This is a genomic window from Streptomyces verrucosisporus (assembly GCF_017114865.1).
GTDB lineage: Bacteria > Actinomycetota > Actinomycetes > Streptomycetales > Streptomycetaceae > Streptomyces > Streptomyces fenghuangensis.
In genome coordinates, this window is record NZ_JADEYH010000001.1 from 109968 (window position 1) to 123042 (window position 13075).

General features: G+C 74.6%; 10 protein-coding genes. 7 read left to right on the top strand and 3 right to left on the bottom strand.

Annotated elements, in window-relative coordinates:
- Positions 1–128: 128 nt before the first annotated feature.
- The 4 genes from lanKC to IQ279_RS00585 all read left to right on the top strand — a co-directional run bounded on the left by lanKC (position 129) and on the right by IQ279_RS00585 (position 6856).
- Entirely contained in the window at positions 129–2825 is a 2697-nt protein-coding gene (lanKC, locus tag IQ279_RS00570) for a class III lanthionine synthetase LanKC (protein ID WP_206346248.1), read from the top strand.
- Positions 2822–2947 carry a SapB/AmfS family lanthipeptide gene (locus IQ279_RS00575; RefSeq protein WP_206346249.1) on the top strand — a complete coding sequence of 42 codons (126 nt, stop codon included), beginning with the start codon at positions 2822–2824 and terminating at the stop codon, positions 2945–2947. Before lanKC ends, IQ279_RS00575 begins: the two co-directional genes overlap by 4 nt.
- A 160-nt stretch (positions 2948–3107) precedes the next feature.
- Entirely contained in the window at positions 3108–4970 is a 1863-nt protein-coding gene (locus IQ279_RS00580) for an ABC transporter ATP-binding protein (protein WP_206346250.1), read from the top strand.
- On the top strand, positions 4967–6856 hold the full coding sequence (locus IQ279_RS00585; RefSeq protein ID WP_206346251.1) for an ATP-binding cassette domain-containing protein: 1890 nt from the start codon (positions 4967–4969) through the stop codon (positions 6854–6856). The genes IQ279_RS00580 and IQ279_RS00585 overlap by 4 nt, the downstream gene beginning before the upstream one ends.
- A 102-nt stretch (positions 6857–6958) precedes the next feature.
- Here IQ279_RS00585 and IQ279_RS00590 read toward each other — a convergent pair whose 3' ends face one another.
- Both IQ279_RS00590 and IQ279_RS00595 read right to left on the bottom strand, forming a co-directional pair.
- On the bottom strand, positions 6959–7330 hold the full coding sequence (locus IQ279_RS00590) for a response regulator transcription factor (protein WP_307791963.1): 372 nt from the start codon (positions 7328–7330) through the stop codon (positions 6959–6961).
- A 390-nt stretch (positions 7331–7720) separates the two neighbouring features.
- A complete protein-coding gene (locus IQ279_RS00595) occupies positions 7721–8341 on the bottom strand; it encodes a TetR family transcriptional regulator (RefSeq protein WP_206346253.1) in 621 nt (206 codons plus the stop codon).
- A 300-nt stretch (positions 8342–8641) separates the two neighbouring features.
- On the opposite strand from IQ279_RS00595, the gene IQ279_RS00600 reads away from it, so the two are divergent.
- The 3 genes from IQ279_RS00600 (at position 8642) to IQ279_RS00610 (ending at position 11877) form a co-directional block, all read left to right on the top strand.
- Entirely contained in the window at positions 8642–9991 is a 1350-nt protein-coding gene (locus tag IQ279_RS00600) for a glycosyltransferase family 4 protein (protein ID WP_206346254.1), read from the top strand.
- Positions 9992–10054: 63 nt separating this feature from the next.
- A complete protein-coding gene (locus IQ279_RS00605; protein WP_206346255.1) occupies positions 10055–10813 on the top strand; it encodes a class I SAM-dependent methyltransferase in 759 nt (252 codons plus the stop codon).
- The gene (locus IQ279_RS00610) at positions 10810–11877 is read left to right on the top strand and encodes a prenyltransferase/squalene oxidase repeat-containing protein (protein WP_206346256.1); all 1068 of its coding nucleotides are present in this window, start codon (positions 10810–10812) and stop codon (positions 11875–11877) included. The genes IQ279_RS00605 and IQ279_RS00610 overlap by 4 nt, the downstream gene beginning before the upstream one ends.
- Positions 11878–12009: 132 nt before the next feature.
- Here the strand turns inward: IQ279_RS00610 and IQ279_RS00615 are convergent, their stop codons facing one another.
- Positions 12010–12933: a DUF5336 domain-containing protein gene (locus IQ279_RS00615; RefSeq protein WP_206346257.1), complete on the bottom strand. Its 924-nt coding sequence runs from the start codon at positions 12931–12933 to the stop codon at positions 12010–12012.
- Positions 12934–13075 lie beyond the last annotated feature (142 nt).

Here is a 13075-nt window from a genome sequence, read left to right on the forward strand (position 1 = left end):
CGCCGCGGAAACTACTCATGAGTTCCTCACGGCCGACTCGTGACAGCTGTGACTGTTCCACCCCTTCGGCGCCGTGGAATTGTCTTCCCCGGACGCCGCCGGTGACCGAGAGAGCCGAAGGGGGAACGATGAGCAAGGGCTACGCCGTCTTCTGCGACGCCGACCGCCACTTCTACGACGCCCCCCACCGCCTCTCGGACGAGGCAGGACGGGCCGGCACCTACGAGGCCGCCCGCCGCCCGGCACCCGCCGGCTGGCAGCGCCACCGCTCCGGAGACTGGCTGGCCCTGCGCCCGCTGGAGGCCGAACTCCCCGCACAGGGCTGGAAGATCCACGTCTCGGCCTGCCTGGACAACGCCGAGCGGATCCTGGAGAAGGTCTGGGACTACTGCGTGTCCCGGGGCGTGGCCTTCAAGTTCATGCCCAGCCGCTACCTGCTGCACAACCGCAACGCCAAGTACGCCGACCGCGGCGCCAGCGGCAAGTTCGTCACCGTCTACCCGGCCGGCGACGAGCAGTGCCGCACCATCGCCGAGGACCTCGACGCGCTGCTGGCCGGCGAGAGCGGCCCGTACATCCTCAGCGACCTGCGCTGGGGGAACGGCCCGGTGCACGTGCGCTGGGGCAGCTTCACGGAGCGGCACTGCTACGAGGACGGCGAGCTGCGCCCCGCCGTCGAGGACGCCGAGGGCCGCCTGGTGCCCGACCGCAGGGACCCGGCCTTCCACGTCCCCGACTGGATCACCCTCCCCGACTTCCTGCGGCCCCACCTGGAGGCCCGCGGCGCGGCGAAGGTCGCCGACATCCCCTACAGCATCGAGAAGGCACTGCACTTCTCCAACGGCGGGGGCGTGTACGTCGGCACCGACACCCGCACCGGCGAGAAGGTCGTCCTCAAGGAGGGCCGCCCCCACGCCGGCCTCGCCGCGGACGGCGCCGACGCCGTGACCCGCCTGCGCCGTGAGAAGGAGGCGCTGGAGAGGCTCTCGGGCCTGCCGCAGACCCCCGAGGTGCGCGACTGGTTCCAGCTCGGCGACCACTGGTTCCTGGTGCTGGAGTACGTCGACGGCAGGCCGCTCAACAGCTTCTTCGCCCTGCGCCACCCCCTGATCGAGGCGGACCCCGGCCCGGACGCGATCGCCGGGTACACCGAGTGGGCCCTGCGCGTCCACCGGCTGGTGGAGGAGGCCGTCGAGGCCGTCCACGCCCGCGGCGTCGTCTTCAACGACCTGCACCTGTTCAACATCATGGTCTCCGAGGACGAGCGGTCGGTGACACTGCTGGACTTCGAGGCCGCCGCCCACATCGACGAGGGCCGCCGCCAGGTCATCGCCAACCCCGGTTTCGTCGCCCCCGCCGACCGCAGGGGGTTCGACGTCGACCGCTACGCCCTGGCCTGCCTGCGCATCGCGCTCTTCCTGCCGCAGACCAGCCTGCTGGCGATCGACCGGGGCAAGGCGGCACACCTGGCCGAGCTGGTGGCCGAGGAGTTCCCCGTACCGCGCGAGTTCCTCGACGAGGCCGTGGCGGAGATCCTCCGCGGCTGGGAGCCCCCGGAGCCGGACGGCTCCGGGCGAGGGCCGGGCGGCACGGCCCAGGAGGGGACGGCGGGCGCCGCGACGGGCGCGCCCGGGCCGGGCTACCTGCCCGTCCACCCCGCCGACTGGCCGCGCAGCCGCGACTCGATGGCGCGGGCGGTACTCGCCTCGGCCACCCCCGAACGCGAGGACCGCTTCTTCCCCGGCGACATAGCCCAGTTCGCCGCCGGCGGCGGCCTCTCCTTCGCCAACGGCGCGGCCGGAGTGCTCCACGCCCTGGCCGTCACCGGTGCCGAGAGGTGCCCGGCCGCCGAGGACTGGCTGCTGCGCGGGACCAAGGAGCTCCCCTCCGGCACCCCGCTGGGCTTCTACGACGGACTGTCCGGCATCGCCTGGACCCTGGAGCGCTTCGGCCACACCGACCGGGCCCTGGAACTGGCCGGGACGGTCGTGGAACAGCCCTGGGAGGACCTGGCCCCCGACCTGCACGGCGGACTGTCCGGCATCGGACTGGCGCTGGACTGCCTGGCCGCCTCCACCGGCGAGAGCGCCCTGCGCGAAGCGGCGCTGCGCTGCGCCCGCCTCGTCGCCGACAAGGGCGGACGCGAGGCCGGCCGCGGCCCCCGGGCCGGGCTGCTGTACGGCTCGGCCGGCCAGGCCCTGCTCTTCCTGCGGCTGTACGAGCGAACCGGCGAGCCCGGACTGCTCGACCTCGCCGCCGACGCCCTGCGGCGCGACCTCGACCACTGCGTGATCAGCGCCGGCGGCGCCCTCCAGGTGGACGAGGGCTGGCGCACCATGCCCTACCTGGGCGAGGGCAGCGTCGGCATCGGGATGGTGCTGGACGACTACGCCGCCCACCGCGACGACGAGCGGTTCGAGCGGGCGCGGCACGACATCCTCAAGGCCGCCCGCTCCAGGTTCTACGCCCAGCCCGCCCTGTTCCGGGGCACGGCCGGGATGATCCTGCACCTGAGCCGCACCACCGTCGGCGAACCCGGCGCCCACGAGGCCGACCTGCGACGCCAGATCGCCTCGCTGACCCGGGCCGCCGTCCCGTACCAGGGCCTGCTGGCCTTCCCCGGCGAACAGATGATGCGCCTGTCGATGGACCTCGCCACCGGCACGGCCGGCTGTCTGCTCGCCCTGGGCAGCGCACTGCACGACACCCCCGTGCACCTGCCCTTCCTCCCGCCGCCCCCGAGGCGGCCCCAGAGCCGGTCTCTCGTCAGGGAGGCCGTACCGGAAAATCCCGTCCCCACGGAAACGAAAGGAACAGAGAAATGACTCTTCTCGACCTGCAGACCCTGGAGACCTCCGAGGACAAGGGCACCGTCGCCGGCGGCGGCTCCGAGGCCAGCCTGCTGCTGTGCGGTGACAGCTCCCTGAGCGTCACCACCTGCAACTGACCTCGCCACTGCGGGATCTGATCCCGCGGTCGTGAAACGGTCGACGCGGTCCCGGGCGGTCACAGCGCCCGGGACCGCATCGCCGTATCCCAAGGTCTACCCCGGCCGCCCCGCGCGTACCCCCGCCGCACCGCCCACGGACGCGAGGAGCCCACCGCCCATGGCGCCCCAGCCCGCAGCCGACGCCTCCGATCCCGCAGCCGACACCGCCGACAGGACCGGTACGGCCGGTACAGCCGTCGCCGGTACTGAGGCCGACCGCGTCCTGACGGCCGCGATCCGCCACAGCGCCGGTCGCGCCACGGCGATCTGCCTGCTCGCCACCGCGTCCGCCGCAGCGACCATCGCCCTGCCCGCCGCGCTCGGGCACACCCTCGACCTGGCGCTGGACGGCGCCGGGGAGGCCGCCCGCTGGACGGCGCTGTGCGCGCTGCTGGTCGCGGCCGAGGTGCTGCTGGACGCGGTGAGCGCCCGTCTCACCGGCACCACCGACGCCCGCTCCACCGCCTGGCTGCGCCGCCGCGGGCTGGAGCACCTGCTGGCCGTGGGCCCCCGGCGGGCGGCCCGCTTCGACCACGGCGACCTGGTGACGCGGCTGTCGGGCAACGCGGCCGAGGCCGGCGCGGCCCCCACCGCCGCCGCCACCACCGTCTCCTCGCTCATCACCCCGCTCGGCGCCCTGGTGGCGCTGGCGCTGGTGGACCCCTGGCTCGCCGCCGCGTTCTGCGCCGGGGTCCCGCTGCTGGTTCTGCTGCTGCGCGCCTTCGCGCGCGGCTCCTCCGACAGCGTCTCGCGCTACCAGCGCGTCCAGGGCGAAATCGCCGCGCGCCTGGTCGAGGCGCTGGCCGGCGCCCGTACCCTCGCCGCCGCGGGCACCGCCGACCGCGAACGTGCCCGTGTGCTGACCCCGCTGCCCGAACTGGCCGCCCACGGGCGGCGGATGTGGCACGTGTACGGGCGGGCCATGGTCGGCGGAGGCGTCCTGGTCCCCCTGCTGACGATCGCCGTCCTGGCGGTGGGCGGTGTGCGGCTGGCCGCCGGCGAACTGAGCGTCGGCGAACTGCTGGCCGCCTCCCGCTACGCGGCCCTGGCCGCCGGGATCGGCGCGGTCACCGGCCGGCTCGGCGCCCTGGTGCGCAGCCGCGCCGCGGCCCGCCGGGTGGGCGAACTGCTGGCCGTGCCCCCGGTCGCGTACGGCCGCCGCGCGCTGCCGCCGGAGGGCACCGGGCGGCTGGAACTGCGCGGTGTGACCGCCGTGCGCGGCGGGCGCGAGGTGCTGCGCGGCGTCGATCTGGTGGTGCCCGGCGGCGCCACGATGGCCGTGGTGGGGCGGTCCGGTTCGGGCAAGTCCACCCTCGCCGCGCTGGCCGGGCGCCTGGCCGACCCCGACGAGGGACGGGTGCTGCTCGACGGCGTCCCGCTGGACGGGCTCGGCCCCGCCGAACTGCGCCGCGAGATCGGCTACGCCTTCGAGCGGCCGGCCCTGTTCGGGGACACCGTCGGCGAGGCGGTCGCCTTTGGTGCCCACGATCCCGGCCCCGCCGCCGTCGAGGACGCCGCGCGGGCGGCCAGCGCGGACGCCTTCGTCCGCCGCCTGCCCGCCGGGTACGGCACCAGGACGGCGGACGCGCCGCTGTCCGGCGGCGAGTTCCAGCGTCTGGGCCTGGCCCGGGCCTTCGCCCACGCGGGGCGGCTGCTGGTGCTGGACGACGCCACCTCCAGCCTGGACAGCGCCACCGAACTCCAGGTGAGCCGGGCGCTGACGGACCGGGTGCGGGCCGGCACCCGGCTGCTGATCGCGCACCGCGTCTCCTCCGCGGCCCGTGCGGATCTGGTCGCCTGGCTGGAGGACGGCCGGGTGCGGGCCGTCGGACCGCACGAGGCGCTGTGGGAACTGCCGGACTACCGGGCGGTGTTCGCGGCCGGGGACGGCCCGGATACCGGGAAGTCCCGGGAGATGCCGGGCCCTTGGGAGGCGGTGCGGGCCCCGGGGGCCCGCACCGCGGTGGAGGAGAGGCCGTGAGCCCCGCGAACCGGACGAGCCCGGCCGGCCGTACCACCCCGGGCCCGGCCCGCCGCCTCCTGCCCCGCGCCACGCGCTTCCTGCGCCACCGCCGCCGCGTCCTGGTCCGGCTCGGCGGCTGGTCGCTGCTGGAGTCCGCGCAGACCTTCCTGGTCGGCTACGGCGTGGCCCAGGCCCTGGACCGGGGCTTCCTGGCCGGGAGCACCGGTACGGGGCTGGTCTGGCTGGCGGTGGCCGCCGCGGCGACCGTCGCCGGCGGCCTGGCGGTGCGGGGGGTCTTCCGCGGACTGGCCGACCTGGTGGAGCCGCTGCGCGACGGGCTGCTGCGCCATGTGGTGACCCGCGCCCTGCACGGGGCGGTGGCCGCCCCGGCCCGGGCGGACAGCTCCTCCGTCTCCCGCCTCACCCACCAGACCGAGCTGGCCCGGGACAGCTTCGCCGGACTGGTGCTGGTGCTGCGCTCCTTCGTCTTCACCGCGGCCGGGGCGCTGGCCGGACTGGCCTCCCTCCACCCCCTGCTGCTCCTGGTGGTCGTACCGCCCCTGGTGCTGGGGCTGCTGCTCTTCACGGCCACACTGGTGCCGATGGCGGCACGCCAGCGGGACTTCCTCGACGCGGACGAGGCCCTCTCCACGCGCTACGGAGCCGTCGCCGCCGGGCTGCGGGACATCGTGGCGTGCGGCGCCGAGCGGCGCACCGCCGGGGAGGCGGAAGCGCTGGTGGCCACCGAGGTGGGGGCGGCCCGCTCGCTGGCCCGGTGGGCCGCCGCCCGCACCATGGCGCTGGGTGTGGCCGGGCACCTGCCGATCGTGCTGCTGCTGCTGGCCATCCCGTGGCTGCTGGACCGCGGTCTCACGGCGGGCGCGCTGCTGGGCGCGCTGACGTATCTGACCCAGTCGCTGCTGCCCGCCCTGCGGACGCTGATGAGCGCCCTGGGGGCGGCCGGTACCCGGCTGCTGGTGATCCTGGACCGGCTCGTCGGCGCGGACCCGCCGCGGCGGAGCGCGCCGGCGGCCGAGGAGCCGGCCGCCCCCGTCCCCGCAGCCCCCGTACGGTCCGCGGCGGGCTCACGGGTGGAGCTGCGCTCGGTGACCTTCGCCTACGGCCCCGGCGCCCAGCCTGTGCTGCGCGAGGTGGACCTCACCGTCGAACCCGGCGAGCACCTGGTCGTCGTGGGCCCCAGCGGCATCGGCAAGTCCACCCTCGCCGCTGTGGTGGCGGGCCTGCTCGTCCCCGGCCGGGGCGAGGTCCTGGTGGACGGGGCCCCGCCCCTCGCCGCCGGGAGGAGCGCCGGCGAGCTGGCGCGGCGGCGTGTGCTGATCCCGCAGCAGGCGTACGTGTTCACCGGCACGCTCCGCGAGAACCTGCTCTACCTGTGCCCGGACGACCGGCCCGGTGACCGGCCCGGTGACTCGCCGGTGACCGGCCCGGGGGAGGACGGACCGGAGGAGAGGATGGCCGCCTCGGTGGCGGCGGTCGGGCTCGGACCGCTGGCCGCCAGGCTGGGCGGACTGGACGCGGTGGTCGACCCGGCCGCCCTCTCCCAGGGGGAGCGGCAGCTGATCGCGCTGGGCCGGGCCCATCTGTCGCCCGCCCCCCTGGTGCTGCTGGACGAGGCCACCTGCCATCTGGACCCGCAGGCGGAGGCGCGCGCCGAGCGGGCGTTCGCGGACCGGCCCGGCACGCTGGTGGTGATCGCCCACCGGATCAGCTCGGCGCACCGGGCCGACCGGGTACTGGTGATGGACGGCGCCCGGGCCACCGCCGGGAGCCACCGCGAACTGCTGGAGCGCTCACCGCTGTACCGCGACCTGGTGGGGCGCTGGCACACCGGCCGCGACGGCGGGCCCACCGCCCGGCCGGGCCGGGAGAGCACCCCGGCCTGAGACCCGCGGCCCCGCACGGGCCCGGCCGGGCGCACGTACGCGTGCCCGCGCACCTGTGCGCCCGGCCGGACGGCGGTCCGGTCGGGCCCTCGTCCGTCGGCGCTACACCCAGCCCGCGCCCTGGGATATCCGTATGGCGTCGACTCTGTTGCGCGCCCCGGTCTTACGGGTGATCGCCGACATGTAGTTGCGTATGGTGCCGTGCGAGAGGTGCAGCCGCCCGGCGATCTCGGAGACCGTCGCCCCCTTCGCGGCCAGCGACAGAACGCTCAGTTCCCGCGCGGTGAGGGGCATGTCGGCGGCGCGGAGCAGATCGTGGGCGAGGGAGTCGTCCACGTATCTCTTTCCCGCGGCGACGTTTCTGATCCCCTCGAGCAACCGCTGCGGGGTGGCGTCCTTGTTGACGAAGCCCAGCGCCTGCGCGTCATAGGCCCGGCGCAGTGCGCCGGGCCTCCCGGGAGTGGCCAGAACCAATAGCCCACATTTTGCCGATGTCATATGCCGGCACAACTCCGCCATGCCGGCCCCGTCCGGGGCCCCGGGCCCGTCCAGATCCACGACGCACACATCCGCCCGCAGGGCCCGGAGCCGGCAGGGATCGTTGGACCAGGGTACGTCGCGTACCTCCAGGTCGGGTGCATCGTTGAGCAACGCTGCCAGGCCGGATCGCAGCAGGCCGAGATGGTGCACCAGCAATACCTGAATCACGTTCAGCTCCTCCAGTGCCCTGATCGGGGGACGTTCCTCGAACACCCGTCAACAGATACCTGCAAATGGCACTGGTTAACGCAGAGTTTCAGCCAGTACCGGTGAGTAATGGAAGTGCCGGGGGCAATCGGGGGGCGCATGAATTATCGGTTCGCGCTACCGACGCACATCGCTGATCGTTTCCGTGGTGATCAAATTGCAAACCGTTTCGATGTCTTCCTGGACCTGCTCGATCGAAATGCGACCGGAGAGCCATCCGATCAGTTCCGAATGCCAGGTGTGCGCGATGACGCGGACCGCCGAGAGCCGTTTCGGCATCGGCGCGTCGCGCGCCCCCACGGCGTCCAGGATGATCTCGGTGGTGAGCCGGGAGACCGCGTCGACCTCGGCGCCGGCCGAGCGGTCGGCGAAGGTGAACGCCCGCAGCATGGCCTCCGCCAGGTTCGGCTCCCGCTGGAGCGCGCGGAAGGCGCGCATCAGCGTCACCGCCACCCGGGCGGCGGGCTCCGGCTCTTTCGGAGGATGCCGGTGCAGCGTCTCGTGCAGCCGCTCCAACTGGTCGTACATGGTGGCGACCAGCAGATGCACCTTGGAGGGGAAGTAGCGGTAGAGCGTGCCCAGCGCGACGTCCGCGGACTCGGCGACCTCGCGCATCTGCACCGCGCCGAAGCCCCCGCGCCGGGCCAGTGCGGTGCTGGCCGCCAGGATGCGGCGGCGGCGCGCCTCCTGGTGCTCGGTGAGCGAGGAGGCGGAGGGGAAGCCGGGATGTGCCGTCAAGTCTCTCCTGCCGTCTGTCCCGTCGGGCCCGGGCGGCCCCGCCGCGGGCCCGGGCCGCGGGGCCCGGGAGACCGCATCCTCGCAGGGCGGATCCGTGGCGTGAATCACCCGGACCGGCTCGGCCCGGAACTTCTACCGGCCGGTAATCTTGCGAGCCGGACCCGCCCCGCCCCTCGGGGGACGGGGCCGGGGCGCGGGCCGGGCGTGCCCGGGGCATCATTGAAACTTGTTCCAGAATATCGCCGGCGGTTACGCTCCGGCGGAAAATCGCCGCGAGGACCTTCGAGAAGGGGGCCGTGAGTGACGGCAGAGGCCACCTGGGGCGCCGCGCCCGGACCCCTGGCGGGCGAGGCCGCCGACGGCGGCCGGCCGCTGCGGATCGCGCTGCTCACCTACAAGGGGAACCCGTTCTGCGGCGGCCAGGGCGTCTACGTGCGCCACCTGTCGCGCGAGCTGGCCCGGCTCGGCCACCGCGTCGAGGTGATCGGCGCCCAGCCCTACCCCGTACTGGACCAGGAGGACGGCCTGCCGGGTCAGGTCACCCTCACCCGCCTGCCCAGCCTCGACCTCTACCGGCAGCCCGACCCCTTCCGCACCCCGGGGCGCGGCGAGTACCGCGACTGGGTCGACGCGCTGGAGGTCGCCACCATGTGGACCGGGGGCTTCCCCGAGCCGCTGACCTTCTCGCTGCGCGCCCGCCGCCACCTGGCCGCCCGGCGCGGCGAGTTCGACGTCGTCCACGACAACCAGACCCTCGGCTACGGCCTGCTTGGCCTGGACCGGATCGGCTTCCCCCTGGTCACCACCGTCCACCACCCCATCACCGTCGACCGTCGCCTGGACCTGGCCGCGGCCGGGGGCTGGAGACGCCGGGCCTCGGTGCGCCGCTGGTACGGCTTCACCCGTATGCAGAAGCGCGTCGCCCGGCGACTGCCCACCGTGCTGACCGTCTCCGGGTCCTCCCGCCGGGAGATCACCGAGGACCTCGAAGTGCGTCCCGAGCGCATCCACGTCGTGCCCATCGGCGCAGACACCCGGCTGTTCTCGCCCGACCCGGCCGTCCCCGAGATCCCCGGCCGCATCGTCACCACCTCCAGCGCCGATGTCCCCCTCAAGGGGCTGGTCCACCTCGTCGAGGCCCTGGCCAAAGTCCGCACCGAGCACGGGAACGCGCATCTGGTCGTCGTCGGCAAGCGCCCGGAGAAGGGCCCGGTGGCCGAGGCGATGGAACGCTACGGGCTCGGCGGCGCGGTGGAGTTCGTCAAGGGCATCAGCGACCGGGAGCTGGCCGACCTGGTGCGCGGCGCCCAGATCGCCTGCGTGCCCTCCCTCTACGAGGGCTTCTCCCTGCCGGCGGCCGAGGCCATGGCCACCGGCACCCCCCTGGTCGCCACCACCGGCGGAGCCATCCCCGAGGTCGCCGGCCCCGACGGCGAGACCTGCCTGGCGGTGGAGCCCGCCGACGCCGGCGCGCTCGCCGCGGCGCTGGGCAGACTGCTCGGCGACGCGGAACTCCGGGCGCGCCTGGGCGCGGCCGGACGGGAGAGGGTGATGCGCCGCTTCACCTGGGAACAGGCCGCCCGCGGCACGGTGGAGCACTACCGTGCCGCTGTCGCGGCCCGCAACCCCGCCGCGCCCGTCCTCAGCTAGCCGCCGCCTCCGGCCGTCACCGCCCCGCATAGCACCGCACCACACCGAGGAAGGCAGACACCAGTGCTGACCGTGGACTTCTCCCGATTCCCGCTCGCCCCGGGGGACCGGGTCCTGGACCTGGGGTGCGGCGCCGGGCGCCATGCCTTCGAGTGCTACCGGCGCGGCGCCCGCGTCGTCGCGCTGGACCGGAACGCCGAGGAGGTCCGCGAGGTCGCCAAGTGGTTCGCCGCCATGAAGGAGGCCGGCGAGGCCCCGGCGGGCGCCGAGGCCACCGCGATGGAGGGCGACGCCCTGGCCCTGCCCTTCCCCGACGACAGCTTCGACGCCGTGATCATCTCCGAGGTGATGGAGCACATCCCCGACGACAAGGGCGTCCTGGCCGAGATGGTCCGGGTGCTGCGCCCCGGCGGCCGGATCGCGGTGACCGTGCCGCGCTACGGGCCGGAGAAGGTCTGCTGGACGCTCTCCGACGCCTACCACGAGGTCGAGGGCGGCCACATCCGCATCTACCGCGCCCACGAACTGCTGGCGAAGATGCGGGGCGCGGGCCTGAGGCCGTACGGCACCCACCACGCGCACGCCCTGCACTCCCCGTACTGGTGGCTCAAGTGCGCCTTCGGGGTGAACCGGGACGGCGACGACGCCGCGCTGCCGGTACGCGCGTACCACAAGCTGCTGGTCTGGGACATCATGAAGAAGCCGCTGGCCACCCGCCTCGCCGAGGACCTGCTCAACCCGGTGATGGGCAAGAGTTTCGTGGCCTACGCCACCAAGCCGCACCTGCCCGCCGGCGCCGCCTGCGGCCGGGAGACGGCGTGACGAGCCCGGGCCGCACCGAACGGCTGGTCCTGCCCGGCGTCCTGACCGCCGAGCAGGCCGAGCGGACCGTCGCGGGCATCGCCGCCCTCCAGCGGGAGGACGGCGCGATCCCGTGGTTCCGGGGCCACCACCTCGACCCATGGGACCACGTCGAGGCCGCCATGGCACTGGACGCGGCGGGCGAGCACGCGCGGGCCGAGGCCGCCTACCGCTGGCTGGCCGAGCACCAGAACGCCGACGGCTCCTGGTACGCCGCCTACGCCGACGGGGACGCGGCCCGCCCCACCGACCTGGGTAAGGAGACCAACTTCTGCGCCTACGTGGCCGTCGGGGTGTGGCACCACTACCTGGCCACCGGCGACGACACCTTCGCGGACCGCATGTGGCCGGTGGTCCACGCGGCCGTGGAGTTCGTCCTGGAACTCCAGCGGCCCGGCGGGCAGATCGGCTGGAAGCGCGAGGCCGACGGCACCCCCGTCACCGACGCCCTGCTGACCGGCAGCTCCTCGATCCACCAGGCGCTGCGCTGCGCGCTGGCCCTGGCCGAGCACCGCGAGGAGCCGCAGCCGGACTGGGAACTGGCCCTGGGCTGGCTGGGCCACGCGGTGCGCCACCACCCCGAGCGCTTCCTGGACAAGGGCCGCTACTCGATGGACTGGTACTACCCCGTCCTGGGCGGCGCGGTGACCGGAGCCGCGGCCAAGGAGCGCATCGAGTCCGGCTGGGACCGCTTCGTCGTCCCCGGTCTGGGCGTGCGCTGCGTGCTGCCCAATCCCTGGGTGACCGGCGGCGAGAGTGCCGAACTCGCCCTGGCCCTGTGGGTGATGGGGGAGTCCGACCGGGCGCTGGAGATCCTGCGCTGGATGCAGCACCTGCGCGCCGAGGACGGCCTGTACTGGACCGGCTACGTCTTCGAGGACGAGGCCTTCTGGCCGGAGGAGCTGACATCCTGGACCGCCGGCTCGCTGCTGCTGGCCGTGGCCGCGCTCGGCGGCGACGAGGCCACGGTGGCGGTCTTCGGCGGCGAGAGGCTGCCGGCCGGGCTGGAGCCGGACTGCTGCTGAGCCGGAAGCCGGCCTCGGAAGGCGGGCCGGTCCCGCTCGGGACCGCGCCGCCTTCCACCGCACGCATGCGGCAGGCCCCGCCCGGCGCCGGGCGGGGCCTGCCGCATGCGTGCTCGCGTGTCCGGGCGTGGGTCAGCCGCGCTGGATGCCGGAGGTGTCCCGCAGGACGCCCCGGCGGCCGTCCTGCGTCTGCGCCACCAGCGCCTGGCCGCGCTGCTCGACCGCCAGGTACCAGGTGCCCGGGGCCAGTTCGGCGACCGGAGTGGGGGAGCCGTCCTCGCCGTACAGCGGCCGGGCGACCGGCACGGCGAACCAGAACGGCTGGAAGTTCGGGTCGGCCGGAGCGCCGCCGCCCGCCGGGGCCGCCTGCTGCTGCGCCGGCTGGCCCCCGCCGTAACCGCCCTGGGGCTGGCCCTGCATCGGCTGCCCCTGCGCCGGCTGGCCGGGCTGCGGGCCGCCCGGGTAGCCGTAACCGCCCTGGGGCTGGCCCTGCATCGGCTGCCCCTGCATCGGCTGGCCGAGCTGGGCGCCGGGGTAGCCGTAGCCGCCGGCCTGCGGGCCCGGACCGTAGGGGTTCGGGGCCTGCGGGGAGGGGGCCGGCAGCAGCGGGGCCTTCAGCGCGCCCACGGTGTTGCCCAGGACGGCGAAGGCCGCCAGGAGCAGACCGCCGATGAGGGTCAGCCAGGCCCCCGCACCCAGGTCGATGTTGCGGTTGAGGTCCAGGCCCTCCGGGTCCGGCGCGATGGTGGCGAACATCGACCACAGTGCCGCCCAGCCGACGAAGACCGCCAGCGCGGTGCCCCACTGGTCGAGTCCGAGCCCCGCCACCTTGCGTTCCCCGGGCATGACCCGCCCGAGGACGAGCAGGGCGGCCGCGATCAGCGCGGCGAGCGTCACGGTCGGCAGCAGCGGGAAGAGCGCGGGATCCCAGCTGCTGACCGTGCAGTTCTCTGTGCAGTCGTCGGCCTTGAAGAAGGCGAGGAACGAGGCGATGAACAGCAGTACCGCTGCTCCGACAACCGCGCCATCGCTTCGGGTGAGCGAGCGGATGTTCACGTAATATCCTTAATCGGTTTCGTCATGGTCTGGTCAGACGGGGGCGGGCCCTATCGTACGGAAGGACGCTCCGCGGAGTCCGGCGGGTTCTCCCGCCCGGCTCCGGCCCGTCCCACCGGCCTGCTCACCGGTTCACGCGCCG

Bases quoted from the DNA above. Each gene is read 5' to 3' on its own strand.
- lanKC (WP_206346248.1), top strand. From the start codon at position 129: ATGAGCAAGGGCTACGCCGTCTTCTGCGACGCCGACCGCCACTTCTAC.
- IQ279_RS00580 (WP_206346250.1), top strand. From the start codon at position 3,108: ATGGCGCCCCAGCCCGCAGCCGACGCCTCCGATCCCGCAGCCGACACC.
- IQ279_RS00575 (WP_206346249.1), top strand. From the start codon at position 2,822: ATGACTCTTCTCGACCTGCAGACCCTGGAGACCTCCGAGGACAAGGGC.